At 64.9% G+C, this 16,607-nt stretch carries 16 protein-coding genes and 1 pseudogene; 12 read left to right on the top strand and 5 right to left on the bottom strand.

Annotation, left to right across the window (positions count from 1 at the left end):
• Positions 1-187 precede the first annotated feature (187 nt).
• The gene (locus tag P0R31_RS38005; protein ID WP_275520205.1) at positions 188-649 is read left to right on the top strand and encodes a DUF3237 domain-containing protein; all 462 of its coding nucleotides are present in this window, start codon (positions 188-190) and stop codon (positions 647-649) included.
• Positions 650-731: 82 nt separating this feature from the next.
• On the opposite strand, the gene P0R31_RS38000 is transcribed toward P0R31_RS38005, so the two are convergent.
• The 3 genes from P0R31_RS38000 to P0R31_RS37990 all read right to left on the bottom strand — a co-directional run bounded on the left by P0R31_RS38000 (position 732) and on the right by P0R31_RS37990 (position 2,080).
• Positions 732-938, bottom strand: coding sequence for a hypothetical protein (locus P0R31_RS38000; RefSeq protein ID WP_025033895.1), 207 nt, complete (start codon positions 936-938; stop codon positions 732-734).
• A gap of 118 nt (positions 939-1,056) precedes the next feature.
• Positions 1,057-1,332: a YiaA/YiaB family inner membrane protein gene (locus tag P0R31_RS37995; RefSeq protein WP_035997898.1), complete on the bottom strand. Its 276-nt coding sequence runs from the start codon at positions 1,330-1,332 to the stop codon at positions 1,057-1,059.
• Between the two features lie 52 nt (positions 1,333-1,384).
• Positions 1,385-2,080, bottom strand: a complete 696-nt coding sequence (locus P0R31_RS37990; protein ID WP_275520203.1) for a PspA/IM30 family protein — start codon at positions 2,078-2,080, stop codon at positions 1,385-1,387.
• 103 nt (positions 2,081-2,183) lie between these two features.
• On the opposite strand from P0R31_RS37990, the gene P0R31_RS37985 reads away from it, so the two are divergent.
• The 4 genes from P0R31_RS37985 to P0R31_RS37970 all read left to right on the top strand — a co-directional run bounded on the left by P0R31_RS37985 (position 2,184) and on the right by P0R31_RS37970 (position 7,463).
• Positions 2,184-2,813, top strand: a complete 630-nt coding sequence (locus tag P0R31_RS37985) for a TetR/AcrR family transcriptional regulator (protein WP_275520200.1) — start codon at positions 2,184-2,186, stop codon at positions 2,811-2,813.
• 69 nt (positions 2,814-2,882) lie between these two features.
• Positions 2,883-4,337: a dihydropyrimidinase gene (hydA, locus tag P0R31_RS37980; protein WP_275520197.1), complete on the top strand. Its 1,455-nt coding sequence runs from the start codon at positions 2,883-2,885 to the stop codon at positions 4,335-4,337.
• Positions 4,338-4,443: 106 nt separating this feature from the next.
• Entirely contained in the window at positions 4,444-5,715 is a 1,272-nt protein-coding gene (locus tag P0R31_RS37975) for a DUF892 family protein (RefSeq protein WP_275520195.1), read from the top strand.
• Positions 5,716-5,840: 125 nt separating this feature from the next.
• On the top strand, positions 5,841-7,463 hold the full coding sequence (locus tag P0R31_RS37970; protein ID WP_275520193.1) for an ABC transporter substrate-binding protein: 1,623 nt from the start codon (positions 5,841-5,843) through the stop codon (positions 7,461-7,463).
• On the opposite strand, the gene P0R31_RS37965 is transcribed toward P0R31_RS37970, so the two are convergent.
• A complete protein-coding gene (locus tag P0R31_RS37965) occupies positions 7,458-8,861 on the bottom strand; it encodes a glycoside hydrolase family 3 N-terminal domain-containing protein (protein ID WP_275520191.1) in 1,404 nt (467 codons plus the stop codon). The two genes, P0R31_RS37970 and P0R31_RS37965, sit on opposite strands and share 6 nt — an antisense overlap.
• A gap of 188 nt (positions 8,862-9,049) precedes the next feature.
• Here P0R31_RS37965 and P0R31_RS37960 point away from each other — a divergent pair, with 188 nt between their 5' ends.
• Genes P0R31_RS37960 through P0R31_RS37950 form a run of 3 tightly spaced genes read left to right on the top strand, consistent with a single transcriptional unit; the run spans position 9,050 to position 12,859 of the window.
• Positions 9,050-10,552 carry a DUF4153 domain-containing protein gene (locus tag P0R31_RS37960; protein WP_275520189.1) on the top strand — a complete coding sequence of 501 codons (1,503 nt, stop codon included), beginning with the start codon at positions 9,050-9,052 and terminating at the stop codon, positions 10,550-10,552.
• 19 nt (positions 10,553-10,571) lie between these two features.
• Complete coding sequence (locus tag P0R31_RS37955; protein WP_225132143.1) at positions 10,572-11,276, top strand: response regulator transcription factor; 705 nt, start codon at positions 10,572-10,574, stop codon at positions 11,274-11,276.
• Positions 11,273-12,859 (top strand): ATP-binding protein, encoded by a 1,587-nt coding sequence (locus P0R31_RS37950; protein WP_275520187.1) that lies wholly within the window; start codon positions 11,273-11,275, stop codon positions 12,857-12,859. Before P0R31_RS37955 ends, P0R31_RS37950 begins: the two co-directional genes overlap by 4 nt.
• An 84-nt stretch (positions 12,860-12,943) precedes the next feature.
• Here P0R31_RS37950 and P0R31_RS37945 read toward each other — a convergent pair whose 3' ends face one another.
• Positions 12,944-13,084 carry a hypothetical protein gene (locus P0R31_RS37945; protein WP_197954967.1) on the bottom strand — a complete coding sequence of 47 codons (141 nt, stop codon included), beginning with the start codon at positions 13,082-13,084 and terminating at the stop codon, positions 12,944-12,946.
• A 79-nt stretch (positions 13,085-13,163) separates the two neighbouring features.
• Here P0R31_RS37945 and P0R31_RS37940 point away from each other — a divergent pair, with 79 nt between their 5' ends.
• The 4 genes and pseudogenes from P0R31_RS37940 to P0R31_RS37925 form a co-directional block, all read left to right on the top strand.
• Positions 13,164-13,733, top strand: coding sequence for an alpha-ketoglutarate-dependent dioxygenase AlkB (locus tag P0R31_RS37940; protein ID WP_275520184.1), 570 nt, complete (start codon positions 13,164-13,166; stop codon positions 13,731-13,733).
• 233 nt (positions 13,734-13,966) lie between these two features.
• Entirely contained in the window at positions 13,967-14,896 is a 930-nt protein-coding gene (locus P0R31_RS37935; RefSeq protein WP_275520182.1) for an alpha/beta hydrolase, read from the top strand.
• 138 nt (positions 14,897-15,034) lie between these two features.
• Entirely contained in the window at positions 15,035-16,261 is a 1,227-nt protein-coding gene (locus tag P0R31_RS37930; RefSeq protein ID WP_275520180.1) for an ABC transporter substrate-binding protein, read from the top strand.
• A gap of 236 nt (positions 16,262-16,497) precedes the next feature.
• Positions 16,498-16,607, top strand: a pseudogene (locus tag P0R31_RS37925) (IS5/IS1182 family transposase); the annotation flags it as partial.

Genomic DNA, 16,607 nt, shown 5'->3' with positions numbered 1-16,607 from the left:
GCGGCAAGCTCTCTTCCCCTCCCCCCCTGTGGGAGAGGGTGGCTCGCCGCAAAGCGGCGAGACGGGTGAGGGGTCTCTCTCCGCGAGCACCCGCGTTTGAAGCGACCCCTCATCCTGCGCTTCGCCCCACCTTCTCCCACAACGGGAGAAGGGAAGGCAGCGCCTCGTCGATACATTGGAGGCAGACATGACCACACCGACGCTGGATACCAAATACGTCTTCACCATCACTGCGCGGATCGGCGACGTCGTCACCGCCGGCGAGACCGGGATCGGCGTTCGCCGCATCATTCCGATCATCGGCGGCGAGGTGACGGGCGCGGTCAGCGGAAGGGTGCTCCCGTTCGGCGCCGACTTCCAGACCGTCCGGCCCAACGAGCTGATCGATCTCGAAGCGAAATACGCCTTCGAGACCGACGACGGTGCAACCGTCTACGTCGAGAACAAGGGTATGCGCTTCGGCCCGGTCGAGCTGCTGCAAAAGCTCAAGCGCGGCGAGCCGGTCGATCCGAAGCTGATCTATTTCCGCACCGTGCCGAAGTTCGAGACCGGGCACGAGACGTACCGCTGGCTGATGGAACACATTTTCGTGGCATCAGCGGCGCGCCATGCGGATCGCGTCGTGATCGACGTGCATCAGGTGATGTGAGGGCGAGGCCGTAGGGCCTCTAGCCGGATCGCGCCGGACGATGCTGCACGTCGCCGAGGCGACCCGGATGAGTTGAAGACGCCTACAACGTCTCTTGCTTGTGCCCGCAGTTCTTGCAGGCGAACTTGACGCGGGTCTGGCCCTTCTCCGCCTGCACCCGGTTCGGCGCTCCGCACTTGCCGCAGACGGCCTCGATGCGGGTCGTGCCCTGCTTGACCACGATGGTCTTCTTTTCCATCGATTCGCGGATCAGGCGCTCGGCCTCCTCGCGCAGGGATTGTTTCGACAAAGCTCGTCTCCGCCTCTGGAAAGCGCGAGAGCCATATCGCACCTGCACGCGGAGCACAATGCGCCCTTGCTGCCGCGGTGGCGCGCGCCGCCCAGACGGCGCGCTGCGACCGTTCGCCTCAAGCCGCCTTGGAGACCTCCATTAGCAGCCGCTCGGCCTTGGCATCCTCGATGCGGTTCACGAGACGGCTGCTCTCATGATTGTCGCGCACGGTCTTGGTCAGGGTGACGCAGGTCTGGATCATCATCACGATGCCCATGGTGAGATAACCCTTCATCCATAGGTCGATCGGCAGGAAGAAGATGCCGATGGCGACGAGGAAGGCGGAAGCTGCGAAGGACGCGTAGGTGAAGCTCACCCAGGCACCGCTATGGGGCTGGCCGTTCTGGTTCATGATGGACTCCTGTCGATTGGAATGATGATTGCGTTCGGATTCGAACTTGAGATCAGGCCGCCGGCATGCGCCTGGACTTCAACCGCGCCAGCACGTCGTCTGCGGTCGTCTTGAGCCGCGGGCCGAAGCCCTGCTCGGCGAGCCGTTCGGCGGTGGCGACCGGACCGGTGGCCGCGTCGAGCTCGACCAGGGCATCGTCGGCCGCCTGAGCCTCCATCTGCCGCTCGCGCAGACGCCTCAGCGTCCCCTCTGCCTCCGGCAATGTCGACTCATAGGGGCGCGCGGCCTCGATGCCGCTGCGGCGAAGCGAGCGCACCGCTTCCGAGGCGCGCGCAATCCGGCGACCGCGATCGAGCTCGGTGATGCGAGCCTGCGCGTTGGCGACGTGGCGCTTCAGCCTGATGATCTCGGTCGCGAACAGCGCGCGCGCCGTCATGGCCGCATCGCGGTCGGCCTCAAGGGCCGCAATGGCTTCGGCCGCCTCCTTGGCGAGGTCCTCGCGGCTGCCATCGAGCGCCGCAACGGCACGGGTCTCGAGATCGGCGATACGCGCGTTCGTGGCCTCGAGCTTGCGGCCTTCCTGCTGATCCTGCGCGATCGCCAGCGCCAGCGTGCGCTTGCTGCGCTCGACGGCTGCGGCGGCATCGCGCATCTGCTGGTCCAGGATCAGAAGGGCGGTGCGGTCTTCCAGTTCCTCGCCCGCAGCGGCGACGCTGCCGCGGAAGAGGGTCACGACGGTCTTGAACATTGGTTGCTCCCTGTCTATGAGCGTTGCTCACAGGTGGTTTGTAGCAGGAACCTTGAACATCGTTCAATATTATTTTGAGCGACGCTCAAGAATTTGGTTAAGAATGACTAAAGCCCTGGAACGGCGAGAGAAATTGCGTGCCGCCCTGATCCAGGCGGCCGAACAGATGATCGCCGAGCGGGGGCTGGCGGGTCTCAAGACCCGCGATTTGGCCCGCGAGATCGGCTGCGCCAATGGCGCGGTCTACAATCTCGTGGCTGATGTCGATGAGCTGATCCTGCGGGTCGGTTCGCGCACGCTGCTCCGGCTCGACGAGGCGCTGACTCTCGCAACCAATGCCGGCGAGTCATCGCCACGGGAATCCCTGGTCCGCATCGCCCTCGCCTATTGCGATTTCGCCGCCGAAAACCTCCAGCTCTGGCGCGCGCTGTTCGAGCACCGGATGGAGACAGGCAAGCTGGTGCCGGATTGGTCGGTGCACGACCAGATGCAGCTGTTCCGTCACATCTACCAGCCGCTGGCCGCGCTGTTTCCGGAACGCAGCCCGGAGGAACTCGGCATCACCGCACGCAGCCTGTTCTCGGCCGTGCATGGCATGGTGGCGCTCGGGCTGGAGCAGAAGCTGGTCGCCGTACCGCTACCGGCGCTGCGCAAGGAGATCGCGGGCCTCGTGCGCGCGATGATCGACGGACTGATCGCGCGCGACGTGAAAGGAGCGGCGGCGGCTGACTAAAATTTCACCTGTCGCAACGCCAGTCGCGCGCTTAGCCTTCGAGCCGTCCCTCACTTCTCGGAGCACCTCATGCCCCTCCTCATCCGCGGCGGCACCGTCGTCAATCACGATCATTCGCGTCGCGCGGACGTGCTGATCGACGGCGAGACCATCGTCGCGATCGGCGCAGCGCTCGATGCGCCGACGGGCAGCGAGATCCTCGATGCAGGGGGCGCCTACGTCATCCCGGGCGGGATCGATCCGCACACCCATCTCGAAATGCCGTTCATGGGCACCGTTACCGCCGACGATTTCGAATCCGGGACCAAGGCGGCGCTGAGCGGCGGCACCACCATGGTGGTGGATTTCTGCCTGCCCGATCCCGGCCAATCCATGCTCGCGGCGTACCAGGAGTGGCGGCACAAATCCGAGAAGGCGGCCAGCGACTACGGCTTCCACATGGCGGTGACGTCGTGGTCCAAGCAGATCCATGACGAGATGGAGATTGTGGTCAAAACCTACGGCATCAACACCTTCAAGCATTTCATGGCCTACAAGGGCGCGCTGATGGTGAACGATGACGAGCTCTACAATTCGTTCGCGCGCTGCGCCCATCTCGGCGCCATGCCCGTCGTCCATGCGGAGAACGGCGACGTCGTCGCCCTGATGCAGGACGCGCTGATCGCGCGCGGCGTCACCGGCCCGGAAGGGCACGCCTATTCGCGGCCGCCGGAGGTCGAGGGCGAAGCCACCAACCGCGCCATCATGATCGCCGATATGACCGGCACGCCGGTCTATATCGTGCACACCAGCTGCCGCGAGGCGCATGAGGCCATCGCGCGGGCACGCGCCGCCGGCAAGCGCGTCTATGGCGAGCCGCTGATCCAGCATCTGCTGCTGGATGAGCGTGAATATCAGAACAAGGACTGGGATCATGCCGCACAGCGCGTGATGTCGCCGCCGTTCCGCGACAAACAGCATCAGGACAGCCTCTGGGCCGGCCTGCAAGCCGGCTCGCTCCAGGTGGTTGCGACCGATCATTGCGCCTTCACCACCGAGCAGAAGCGGTTCGGGCGCGGCGATTTCAGGAAGGTCCCGAACGGCACCGGCGGCCTCGAAGATCGCCTGGCGCTGCTCTGGACCGCGGGCGTCGCCACGGGGCGGCTGACGAAAGAGGAATTCGTCGCGGTGACCTCGGCGAACATCGCCCGGATCCTCAACATCTATCCGCGCAAGGGCGCGGTCGCCGTGGGCTCGGATGCCGACATCGTGGTGTGGGATCCCAAGGCAAGCAAGACCATCAGCGCCAAGCGGCAGATGAGCCGGATCGATTACAACGTGTTCGAGGGGTTTGCCTGCACCGGCGGTGCGGCCGCGACGCTATCGCGCGGCCGTATCGTCTGGACGGATGGCGATCTGCGCACCGAGGCCGGCGATGGGCGATACGTCGAACGTCCCGCCTTCTCGCCGGTGCATGTGGCAAATTCGACATGGAAGGAACTGACGGCGCCGCGCGCCGTCGCACGCGGTGCGGTGACGCCGTAAGCCATCGCGCTCCCTGGCAGAGGTCGCCAATCTTGGAGAGACTTAGGAACGAACGGCTGGAGGCCCTCGTTGTCGCGTAGTTTCTCTCCAGCACGCGAGTCTCCCCATGTATCACCACGTCAAGAAGTTGATGTTCACCGTGCGCGTCGACGAGCCCGATCCGCGCTTCGGCAATATGCTCCTCGAGCAGTTCGGCGGCGCCAACGGCGAACTTGCGGCCGCGATGCAATATTCGATTCAGGGACTGAATTGCGAGGATCCCGACCGCAAGGACCTCTTGATGGACATCGGCACCGAGGAGCTCAGCCATCTCGAAGTCGTCGGTTGCCTCGCCCGGATGCATCTTGCGCCTTCGCGGAACGACCGCCAGGCGGCGGAAGCCGATCCGCTGATCGCGATTGCCGGCGGAGGCGGCGTCAATCTCTTCAACTCGCAGGGCAATCCCTGGACCGCCGATTATCTCAAGATCACCGGCGAACTTGACGTCGATCTCCGCAGCAACATCGCCGCCGAAGCGCGTGCCAAGATCGTCTACGAGCGCCTGATCAATTTCTGCGACGATGCCGGCAGCAAGGACGCGCTGCAATTCCTGATGACGCGCGAGATCACGCATATGAAGGCGTTCGCGCGCGCGCTCGAGAGCCTGTCGAAGCCGGCCTTCAGCATCGGCCGGATCGCGCCGACGCCCGGCCTCGTGAACCAGTACTTCAACGATTCCACCGGCAGCGGCGACCACGGTGAAATCGATACCCGCGGCCCGTGGAACGAGGGCGAGGACTGGGTGTACACGGAATCCCCTGCCATGCAGTCTTCCGATCCCGGCGCTGCTCCGTCGATCGTCGCCGAGAGCTCACCGCCTGTCGACGAGGCCGGCCTGACCGATCTGCTGCTGCATGAGCTGCGTGACATCCTCCACGCTGAGAAGCAGCTGACGAAGGCGCTCCCGAAGATGGCGCAGTCCGCCCGCTTCGACCAATTGCGGGAACTGTTCGAGCAGCATCTGGCCGAGACCGAAAACCAGGTCGAGCGCATCAACGAGTGCTTCGAGCTGCTCGGCGAGAACGCTCGCGCCAAGCCTTGCAAGGGCATGATGGGCCTGATCGAGGAAGGCCAGGAGGTCATGAAGGAAAGCCAAGAGAAGGAGGATGCAGCCGCCGACCTCGCGCTGATCTCTGCGGCGCAACGTGTCGAGCATTACGAGATGGCCGGCTACACCACCGCGCGCAACCTCGCGCAGCAGCTGCGCCATAGCGCGATCGTCGCCCTGCTCTCCAAATCCCTTGCGGAAGAAGAGAATGCCGATCTCCTGCTCAACCAGGTCGCGCGATCGCTGATGTCGGTGGCGAAGATGCCCGCCGCGCTGGAGCAGGCCGAATAGACCTAAGCCGCCGCGCAACGCGTATCGGACCCCAGCCGCCTCGCGTTCGCGGGGCGGCTGGGGGCTTCTGGCTGTGGCATACACCTTGCCTCTCGATGCCGGACAATTCCGGACAGGAGGCACCCTTGAGCGTTTCACCCCTCGATTTGAGCCGCCGCAGCGTCGTGCTCGGCGGCCTCGGTGTCGCCGGAATGGCAGCCTTTGCGCCACGCCTCGCTTGGGCGCAGGGGCGCAGCGAGACGTTGCTGGTGGTGCAGGAGCTCGGGCCGAACTCGCTGGACATGCAGGGCGTCGGCTCCAACCAGACCGTGAATGGCCTGTCCTGGAACTGTTACGACCGCCTGCTCACCTACGCCTCCAAGTCACTGCCGGACGGCACATTGTCGTATGACCGCGAGAAGCTCGCGCCCGAGCTCGCCGAGAGCTGGGAGGTCGCTGCTGACGGCATGTCCTGCACCTTCAAGCTTCGCAAGGACGCAAAATTCCACGACGGCACGCCTGTGACCGCCAAGGACGTCAAATGGTCGTTTGACCGCGCCGTGAAGGTCGGCGGCTTTCCGACCTTCCAGATGTCGGCGGGATCGCTGGAGAAGCCGGAGCAGTTCGTGGTGGTCGACGACCACACTTTCCGTATCGACTATGTCCGCAAGGACAAGATGCTGCTGTTCAACGTCGCCGTCGTCGTGCCCTTCATCATCAATTCCGAGCTCGCCAGGAAGAACGCGACGCCGGAAGACCCGTGGGCGCTGACCTGGCTGAGGAACAACGAGGCCGGCGGCGGCGCCTACAAGATCGAGAGCTGGAAGCCGGGCAGCGAGACCGTGCTGACGCGCTTCGACGACTGGAAGAGCGGGCCGCTGCCGAAGGTCAAGCGCGTGATCGCGCGCGACGTTCCCTCCGCCGGCACGCGCCGTGCCATGCTGGAGCGGGGCGATGCGGATATTTCCAGCGGCTTTGCCCCGCGCGATTTCGAGCAGATCATCAAGGAGGGCAAGGTCAAGGTCTCGGGCGTGCCGATCCCGAACGCGCTGTGGTACGTCGCGCTGAACACCGCCAAGCCGCCGTTCGACAATGTCAAGCTGCGCCAGGCGATCGCCTGGGCCATGCCCTACGAGCAGATCCAGACCAGCGCCTTCTTCGGCCGCGCCGTCCCCATGTATGGCGGCGCCGCCGAAGTCTCAAAGCCGGTCTGGCCGCAGCCGTTTCCTTACGTCACCGATCTCGACAAGGCCAAGGCGCTGCTGAAGGAAGCGGGCTTCGAATCCGGCCTGGAGACGACGCTATCGCTCGACACCGGCACCGCCACCGTCGGCGAGCCGACCGCGATCCTGATCCAGGAGAGTCTCGCCAAGATCGGTATCAAGGCTTCAATCGAGAAAATTCCCGGCGCGAACTGGCGCACCACGCTGAACAAGAAAGAGCTGCCGCTCGCGCTCAACCGCTTCAGCGGCTGGCTCGATTATCCCGAATATTACTTCTACTGGAATTTCCACGGCAACAACTCGATCTTCAACATCTCCTCGTACGAGAACAAGGAGATGGACGCCATGATCGACAAAGCGCGCTTCACCACGGATGCCGCCGAATACGACAGGACGGTGAAGGATTTCATCGCGCTCTGCATGCGCGACGTTCCCGTGGTTCCGCTCAACCAGCCGATCCACGACGTTGCCATGCAAAAGGCCATCTCCGGCTACGAATTCTGGTTTCACCGCGAGCCGGACTACCGCCAGTTCGCGAAATCATAGCTTGGCGGCCCGAGAGAAAATGTTCTCATCGTCATGGCCGGGCTTGTCCCGGCCATCCACGCCTTGCCTCTCTGCACCAAAAACGTGGACGCCCGGGACAAGCCCGGGCATGACGAGACGCTTCAGTCGCGCCTGACTCGCGTGCAGCATCGCCGCGTCGAGCCTGCCCTGTCGCGATCCTTCCAGGGCGCAGGCAAAGACACGGTAGAACTGCGCGCCGTCATAGGCGACCAGCAGCAGATCGACGCCGGCATTGATCGCCTCGACCACGGCCTTGCAGACGTCGTTCTGGTAGATCGCGCCCATGATGAGGTCGTCGGTCATCACCACGCCCTGGTAACCCCACGTCCCGCGAATGATCCCATCGACGACGCGCTTCGAATGCGAGGCGGCGCGATCGGGATCGACGGCTGTGAGCGTGACGTGGCCGACCATGAGGGTGCTACGCGAACGCGACAGCACCTCGCGGAACGGGAGCCAGTCGGTTGCCTCCAGCTCCTTCACCGGCGTGTCGAGATTGGCGCTGAAATGATGCGTGTCGGCGCGCACGCGGCCAATGCCGGGAAAATGCTTGAGCGTGGCGCCGACGCCCGTCTCTTCCAGCCCGCGCACATACGCGCTCGCGATGGTGCTGACGACGGCGGGATCGCTCGCTATCGCGCGCTTGCCGATCAGCGTGTGAAAATCGAGACGGTTGCGCCGCGCCGGCGGCTTGAGGTCGAGCACCGGGGCGAGATTCAGGTTGACGCCGACTGCGGCGAGCTCGCGGCCGTGGATGCGGCCGAACTCCTCGGCCCTGGCCTGCTGCTCGTCGGAGGCGAGCCCCGTCAACGTCGCCAGCGCCGGCACTTTGGTCAGCGGCGGCGCCAGATGCCCGACGATGCCGCCCTCCTGATCGGCGGCGACGATCAGCGGCGACAGCCCGGCCGCGCGCCTGATATCCTGCAGCGCCGCGATCTCGGCCCGCAACGTCTCAATGGTGCGGCCGCGGATGTTGTGCCGGGTGACATAGACGCCGCCGATCAGACCCTGCTTGGCGAGACGCGCGACCTCGGGAAAGGAGGAATAGCCGACCATGAAGTGCGGCCCGAGCTGCCGCGCCTCGGCGGCGCTGGCGTTGAGAACGTCGTGCTTGCGCAGCTCGAACTTCAGATGCGCAGCCGACATCAAGAGCGGCGGCAGGCACCAGAGCACGACGAGCGCCTTGCCGGCGATGGTGCGCCAGCGACCTCCCCACAGCAAAAGAGCGACGATTGCGATGCTTGCGACGACAAGGGAGATGTTCCCGGCGCCACGCAGCACGAGCAGATAGGGATCGTTCTTGTTCGCGGCGACAAATGCAGCGAGCGGCGCGGCGAGCCAGAGCAGGACGAGACCGATGCGGTTGAGCAATTGCATGATGCACCAGGTGCGATGGGCGATGAATGTTTCGCACCTAGCAAAGCGAATCACGCTGCGCGAGAGGCAAAAGCGCGCCTGCACGAAAACTGCAAAAAACTCCTGAAGCCGTGCAGACGATGATCCCGCCGTCTGCACAAGTGCCGTTCAGAATTCGTGATGCCACCATTCACGGAGACTCTCTGGACATGACGAGCCTGGCTTCGACGACGGACATCCAACCGATCAGGCCTTCTGCGCTGTCGGCCAAGCTCGCAGTGGCGCTGCTGCTGGCTGGGCTCGCCGACTGGCTGTTCTATGGTCAGCGGATCGGGCTGTCGCTGACGCTGTTTGCGGTCGCGACCGCCTGCGTGTCGGTGCTGTTCAATCACGCGACCCTGGACTGGCGGCGGGCGATGATCAGCGGCGCGATCCTTGTGCTCGGCCTTGTGCCGGCCATGGAAGAGCTCAACACGCTGTCCTTCCTGATCCTCGTCGCGTCGCTGACGATTGCGCTGTTGCTTGCGACCAATCCCGATACGACCGGGCTCACCGACCGCGCCCGCGCGCTGCGCAATTTCCTCCTGCTCGGTCCCTTCAGGTTCTTCCTCGATGCGCCCCAGGCCTTCAACATGTCGGCGTTCACCCGCGGCATCGCGCTCTGGCTGATGCCTGCGGCGCTCGGCACCGTCTTCATCGCATTGTTCGCCGCCGCCAATCCGGTGATCGAGCAATGGGTGTCGCTGCTCAATCCCAAGGTCATGTTGGACCATGTCAACATGTGGCGCGTTCTGTTCTGGACCTTGATGCTGGCTCTGATCTGGCCGTTCATCCATGTGAGCTGGCGGCGCAAGACGATAGACATCGCCACCGTGGCCGAGGGCCCCGTGCCACCGCCGCTGCCGCCCATGGTCTCGGCGGAATTTCTCGGCCCCTCCACCATCCTGCGCTCGCTGATCCTGTTCAACCTGCTGTTCGCGGCACAGTCCATTCTCGATGGCATCTATCTGTGGGGCCACGCGGCGCTGCCCAACAACATGACTTATGCAACTTACGCCCATCGCGGCGCCTATCCGCTGATCGCGACCGCCCTGCTCGCCGCTGCCTTCGTGCTGGTGGCAATGCGTCCGGGCGGGCCGGCGGAGAAATCAAAGGTGATCCGGCCGCTGGTCTATCTCTGGGTGGGGCAGAACGTGCTTCTGGTCGGCTCGTCCATCCGCCGGCTCGATCTCTATGTCGACGTCTATATGCTGACCTATTGGCGCATCGCGGCCTTCATCTGGATGGGGCTGGTGGCGCTCGGCCTGATCCTGATCGTCGCGCGCATCGTGCTCGACAGGTCCAACCAATGGCTGATCGGCGCCAACCTCGCCGCATTGGCGATCGTGCTCTACGGCTGCTCGCTCGTGAACTTTGACGCCTTCATCGCCGACTACAATGTCGCCCATAGCCGGGAAATCTCGGGGAAAGGCCTGCAGATCGACATCGATTATCTCATGACACTCGGACCGCAGGCGGTGCCCGCCATCGACAAGGCGTTCGCGCTGCGGCCCGCCGCCAGGGAGGGCTGTCTTGTGCCACGCCGTGACCGCCTTGTAGAACAGCAGCGTCAGGATCTGGCCTGGCGAAGCTGGAGCTTTCGCGGCTGGCGGCTCCAGCGCAGGTTAGACGCCCAGGCAAGAGCTCAGGCCGGCAGCCAGCCGGCGAGCTGACGAGGACACGGAGAGTTTCTTGGCGCATCGCATTCTCATCGTCGACGACGAAGGCCATATCCGCGAGGTCATCCGCGTCGCCCTGAAGAAGGCCGGCATGGACGTGATCGAGGCCCGCGACGGCAAGGAGGCGCTTCTCCGCTTTGCCGCCGACAGGCCCGATCTCATCGTGCTGGACATCGGCATGCCCGAGTTCGACGGCCTCGACGTGTGCCGCGAGATTCGCAAAGGCTCCGATGTGCCGATCCTGTTCCTGTCGGCGCGCGACGAGGAGATCGATCGTATCCTGGGCCTTGAGATCGGCGGCGACGACTACGTCACGAAGCCGTTCAGCCCGCGCGAGCTGGTGGCGCGGGTCAATGTCATCCTGCGCCGCCTCAGCCCGCGCAACGGAGAGGCCAAGGCCGGGCCCACCGCGCTGACGCAAGGCGGGCTGCTGATCGATCCCGAACAGCATGTCGCGTCCTTTGCCGGCACGCCGCTGAAGCTGACCGCGATCGAGTTCGGCATCCTGCGCGCGTTCCTGACCCGGCCGACATCGGTGTTCAACCGCGAGCAGCTGATGCGCGCGGCCTACCAGCTCAACATCCAGGTCTCCGACCGCACCATCGACAGCCATATCCGCAACATCCGCGCCAAGCTCGCGGCGCTTGCTTGCGACAACGTGATCGAGACCATCCACGGCGTCGGCTTCAAGCTCGGCCGCTGCGAGAAAGAGGCATGAGCGCTGCGCCCGACAAATGGCGGCCGTCGCTCACCCTCGTGATCTTCACGGTGCTGGCGACGGTCGGCATATTGCCGCTGGTCGGCCTGTTCTTCTTCCGTCTCTACGACAACCAGCTGATCCGCCAGACCCAGGCCGAGCTGATCGCACAGAGCCGCGTGCTGGCGACGATCTATGCGCAGGAGGTGACGGCCCGGCTCGACAGCGGCCTCGTGCTCGGCGCCGAGGTGCCGCCGGGCGTGCTGCCCGATCCCGGCGACCAGGTCACACCGATCCGCCCCGCGCTCGACCTCACCGCGAACGACCTCTTGCGGCGGCGGCCCGACGCATTGCCCGCGCCCAGGCAGGCGCAAGCAGCCTATGTCGAGATCGGCGCCCGGCTGACGCCGATCATCCGCGAGACCCAGAAGGTGACATTGGCCGGCTTTCGCATCCTCGATCCGCAAGGCGTGGTGATTGCCGGGCGGCAGGAGGTCGGGCAGTCGCTCGCCCATATCGAGGAAGTCGCGGACGCCCTGCAAGGGCAATACCGCGCGACTTTACGCAACCGCGTGCCGGACAAGCCGCCGCCGCCGATCTATTCCTTCAGCCGCGGCCTCGGCGTGCACGTGTTCTCGGCGATGCCCGTCATCGTTAACAACCGCGTCGCCGGGGTGATCTACACGACGCGGACGCCGAGCAACATTTTCGACCATCTCTATCAGGAGCGCGCCAAGTTCGTGCTAGCGGGACTCGCCGTGATCCTCGGCACCATCGCGATCGGCCTCGTGTTCTCGCGCACCATCACGCTGCCGATGCGCGAGCTGATCGACCGCGCCGCCCGAATCGGCCGCGGCGACCGGGAGGCGTTCCAGCCGCTGAAGCATTACGGCACGCGCGAGTTCGCTCAGCTCTCGCACAGCTTTCTCGGCATGGCCGAGCAGCTGGCGCGGCGCTCCGACTATATCGCGACCTTCTCGGCCCATCTCACCCACGAGCTGAAATCGCCGCTGACCTCAATCAAGGGCGCGGCCGAGCTGCTGCAGGATTCGGTTCAGGGCAAGGCCGAGGGCCTGACGCCGGCCGAGCAGAACACCTTCATCGCCAACATCCTGTCCGACACCCAGCGGCTGGAGGCGATGGCGCAGCGGCTGCGCGAGCTCGCCCGCGCCGAGAGCCTGCCGCAGAACGAGCGCACCGAGCTGGCGCCCGTGATCGCCGATCTCAGGAGCCGGTTTCCGGCAAGCGCGATCGAGGCCAGCGGCAGCCTCGACCGGGCGATCGGAATGTCCTCGGAGAAGGCGCTGATCGTGCTGTCGCACATCGCCGACAATGCGGTGCGGCACAAGGCCGGGACGATCAGGCTGGAGGCGGTCGACGCACGGACGACCGTGCTTGTGACGGTCAGCAATGACGGCGAGCCGATCTCGGCGCCGAACCGCGACAGGATCTTCGATGCGTTCTTCACCACCCGCCGCGACCAGGGCGGCACCGGGATGGGGCTGGCGATCGCGCGCGCGGTGATGGCGAGCCATGGCGGCTCGATCAGGCTGAAGCCGACCGACGAAGGCGCCGCCTTCGAGCTCCACTTCCCCGTCGCCTGAGGCGCGATGCACCATCGCCCCTCAGGGGTTTTGCTTGGGCATGATCTATCCGGAAAACCGCTTCACACTTTTCCGGATCATGCCCTAGATCGCGAACACCCAGGCGGCGACGATGGTGCCGAGGGTGACGAGACCGGCGATGGTCCAGCCGGCGGCGTATTCCAGCTCGGGATGACCGGTCGCCCGCATGATCTCAACCGGATCGGCGGTATGCTTCTCTGCCATGACAGCCTCGCACGTTTCTTCCCGCGTCATAGATAAGTCGCATCAGCCGCAAAGAGGTTCCATCACGGAAATGCGAGGCATGACGCAGCTAGGTTTGTTCGCCGACCCGCAGGACGGCCCGGCCGGTCTTCGCACCACGGACGATTTTATCGATCGCGCCGCCGAGCAGGATCTGATCGGCCGCATCGCGGCATTGCCGCTCCAGCGCTTTCAGTTCGGCGCGTTCGAGGGCAACCGCCGGGTGGCGTCGTTCGGCTATCGCTACGACTACACGCTGCAGCTTCTGGCCGAGGCCGATCCGGTGCCGGACTGGGTGCGGCCGGTCGCGCGCCAGGTCGAGGCCTGGGCGGGGCTGCCGGAGGGCAGCGTCCGGCAGGTGCTGTGCACTGAATACGAGGTGGGCGTCGGCATCGGCTGGCATCGCGACAAGCCGCATTTCGACAAGGTGCTCGGCCTGTCGCTGGGCTCGCCGTGCAACTTCCGCTTCCGCCGCCGCAGGGGCAGGACCTGGGAGCGCCACACGCTCGCGGCCCTGCCGCGCTCGCTCTACATGATGGACGGCGAGGCGCGGTCGCAGTGGGAGCACAGCATCCCCCCGGTCGCGGCGCGGCGCTATTCCATCACCTTCCGGACGATGAAGCCGGCCTGACGGACCAGGCCAAAACAAAAAGTGCGAAAACAACCCCATGCACAGTAGAAAGCCGTTTCAGGCGCGAGCCTCGGCGGCGCTGGACAGCGGCCTGACGGATCGGGATAAACGGCGGCTGCACGCCTGCCCGCCAAGGTGCCGCGAATTCGCCTCAAGGCCGGCCGACTAATGAAGCGAAGAAAAGACGAGCCAGATCAGCGAGCCAATATGAGCCCCGCAAGGCCGCCACACCCATGAAGAATTGTCTGACATTTTTCCTGTTTCTGACCATGACCGCGGCCTCCGCGCACGCACCCGTGCCGGGCCGGCTCCCGCCGCCCTCGGGTCTCGTGCAGGCGGGTCTCACCGATTCCGACACCACCGCAGGCGGCACCGCACGGCTATGCGAGCAGGTCACCTTCTCGCGCGGCCTGCGCTATGGCGAGAGCGAGGCCAATGTGCTCGATGTCGCGACCAGCGCGACCAAGGCCGACACGCCGCGGCCGGTGCTGCTATTCGTGACGGGGGATAGCTTCACCGGCGACCGCGGAGCGCCGGAGCTGTCGCGCCAGATCCAGGACCAGGCGATGTGCTTTGCCGCGCGCAACGGCATGATCGGGGTCCGCGTCAATTATCGCCTGGCGCCCGCGGCGACCTGGCCGGCCGGCGCGTCCGATGTTGCGGCGGCGCTGTCCTGGGTTCATGGCAATATCGACCTCTTCAACGGCGATACCCGCGAGATCGTCGCAGTCGGCTATGGCGCAGGCGCCTTCCACGTCGCGACCATGCTGGCACATCCCGAGCTGCAGACCGCTGGCGCCGACGTCGCCGGCGTGGTGCTGGTGTCCGGGACCTACCGCGTCGGCAAGGACGCGAGCGACAGCGAGAAGGCCTATCTCGGCGACGATCCCACCCAGTACGACAAGCGCTCGGTATTCCCCGGCATCCTCAATGTCGACGTGCCGATCGTGCTGGCCTGGGCCGCGGATGATTCCGCCGGCCTCGTGGCGCAAGGCGAGACCCTGAAGAAGACGCTGTGCGGCGCCGGCCATTGCCCGCGCAGCACGCTGCTGCGCAGCCGCGACGGCATCGCCGCAGCGTTCGGTTTGGATGGCTCCGGCGACAGCCTCGCCGAGCCGACGCTGCTGCTGGTGCGTCAGCTGGAGGCCCGGGGATTGCCGTAGCGCGTTGCGGCAGCACCCCTGCCGCTTTCATCGAAGCGCCACTCCAGCCACACGATTGCCAAACGCTTGACCTAGATTTATCGGCCTTGGTGGGGATTGAGCCGACGTCGTTGGGGGGCCAACCACAAGGCATCGAACATGCGCGTCATCGGCAGGATGCTGTTCGTTTCCGTGATTGCTGTCGCATCGCTGGGCGCGATGTCGCTGCAGCAGCACTCGGATCAACCCGCAAGCGATGAGGAAATCCGCATCGGCAATGTCATGCCGTATTCGGGACCGCTCTCGGAATTCGGCGCGATCGGCCAGGCGGAAGCGGCCTATTTCGACATGGTCAATGCGCGCGGCGGCATCAATGGCCGCAAGATCCGCTTCATCACCCGCGACGACAATTCCGATCCGGCGACAGCGCTGGAGCTGACGCGCAAGCTGGTCGAGAAGGACGGCGTGCAACTGATGTTCGGCTCGTTCGGCACGCCCGGCAATCTCGTCACGCGCTCGTACCTGAACGAGAAGAATATTCCGCAGCTGTTCGTCGCCTCCGGCGACGAGGAGCTGAGCCAGCCGAGCGCGTATCCCTGGACCATGGGCTGGCAGCCATCGTTCCGGTCGGAGGGGCGCATCTACGCCAACTACATCCAGGCCTACTACCCCAGAAAGAAGATCGTCGTGCTCTGGCAGAACGACCAGTTCGGGCGCATGCTCTACAAGGGCATCCAGGAGGGCCTCGGCGATCTCAACCGTCACGTCCTCGTCGACATCGCCTTCGATCTGGCCGACGAGCATCTCGACGGGCACGTCTCGATCCTCAAGCGCGCCGGCGCCGATATCTTCGTCTTCCTCGGCGTGCCCTCGACCGCATCCAAGGTGATCAAGCTGGCAGCGTCCCTGAATTGGCGTCCGGTCTTCATCGTCAACGATGCCTCCGCCTCGATCGCCAACGCGATGGCGCCCGCGGGGCTGGAAAACTCTGCCGGCGTGATTTCGGCGGCCTTTTTGAAGGATCCGAGCGATCCGGCCTGGAAGGACGATCCCGGCATGAAGGACTGGTTCGCCTTCATGGACAAATACCATCGGGTCGAGAGCACCAACAACAGCGCGGCCGTCTATGGCTACGCCGCGGCCGAGGCGCTGACGCAGGTGCTGAAGCAATGCGGCGACGATTTTTCGCGCGACAACATCATGCGCCAGGCGGCTTCGCTCCGGGACTATCAGCCTTCGGTCGCATTGCCCAACATCAGGATGAACACCTCGCCCAAACGCTACCTGCCGATCAGGCAGATGCGGCTGGTGCAGTTCGACGGGCGGTCGTGGCTGCCGTTCGGCGATGTGATCGAGACCGCGTTCACGGAAGGCGCGGCAAGGTGAGGTGATTCACGTAGCGCTTTAGCCGCTTGTGGGAGAGCGGCGCTGTACCGTCTCGACGAAGGAAGTGCGCTCCCTCCCCCCGCAGGCGGGCTATCGCATTTGAAAGTTTTTCCCTGCGACCATCCTTCGAGACGCCCGCTGGAGGCGGGCTCCTCAGAGCCTGACCGAAAAAAAGGTGAGCGGCTTTAGCGGGCTTGTGATTCCTTCGGATTTGCAAAGATTCGAGGGAGGACACCATGCCGTGGACCAAAGCCGCTCGTATCAAGTATCAGCGCAGTGGACTGCGTTACGCAAGCGATCTGACCGATGCCGAATGGGCGCTGATCGCCCGGAAGATGCCCCCGCG

Origin of the sequence: Bradyrhizobium yuanmingense (genome assembly GCF_029167105.1) — a bacterium.
GTDB classification, from domain to species: domain Bacteria; phylum Pseudomonadota; class Alphaproteobacteria; order Rhizobiales; family Xanthobacteraceae; genus Bradyrhizobium; species Bradyrhizobium yuanmingense_A.
The sequence above is the reverse complement of the archived record's forward strand: the minus strand, read 5'-3'. Positions and strand labels throughout refer to the sequence as shown.

Coding starts and splice junctions, on each gene's coding strand:
- P0R31_RS37995 (WP_035997898.1), bottom strand. CDS start 1,332: ATGAACCAGAACGGCCAGCCCCATAGCGGTGCCTGGGTGAGCTTCACC.
- P0R31_RS37945 (WP_197954967.1), bottom strand. CDS start 13,084: ATGGCAGAGAAGCATACCGCCGATCCGGTTGAGATCATGCGGGCGACC.
- hydA (WP_275520197.1), top strand. CDS start 2,883: ATGCCCCTCCTCATCCGCGGCGGCACCGTCGTCAATCACGATCATTCG.
- P0R31_RS37930 (WP_275520180.1), top strand. CDS start 15,035: ATGCGCGTCATCGGCAGGATGCTGTTCGTTTCCGTGATTGCTGTCGCA.
- P0R31_RS37940 (WP_275520184.1), top strand. CDS start 13,164: ATGACGCAGCTAGGTTTGTTCGCCGACCCGCAGGACGGCCCGGCCGGT.
- P0R31_RS37985 (WP_275520200.1), top strand. CDS start 2,184: ATGACTAAAGCCCTGGAACGGCGAGAGAAATTGCGTGCCGCCCTGATC.
- P0R31_RS37960 (WP_275520189.1), top strand. CDS start 9,050: ATGACGAGCCTGGCTTCGACGACGGACATCCAACCGATCAGGCCTTCT.
- P0R31_RS37935 (WP_275520182.1), top strand. CDS start 13,967: ATGAAGAATTGTCTGACATTTTTCCTGTTTCTGACCATGACCGCGGCC.
- P0R31_RS37965 (WP_275520191.1), bottom strand. CDS start 8,861: ATGCAATTGCTCAACCGCATCGGTCTCGTCCTGCTCTGGCTCGCCGCG.
- P0R31_RS37990 (WP_275520203.1), bottom strand. CDS start 2,080: ATGTTCAAGACCGTCGTGACCCTCTTCCGCGGCAGCGTCGCCGCTGCG.
- P0R31_RS37950 (WP_275520187.1), top strand. CDS start 11,273: ATGAGCGCTGCGCCCGACAAATGGCGGCCGTCGCTCACCCTCGTGATC.
- P0R31_RS38005 (WP_275520205.1), top strand. CDS start 188: ATGACCACACCGACGCTGGATACCAAATACGTCTTCACCATCACTGCG.
- P0R31_RS37975 (WP_275520195.1), top strand. CDS start 4,444: ATGTATCACCACGTCAAGAAGTTGATGTTCACCGTGCGCGTCGACGAG.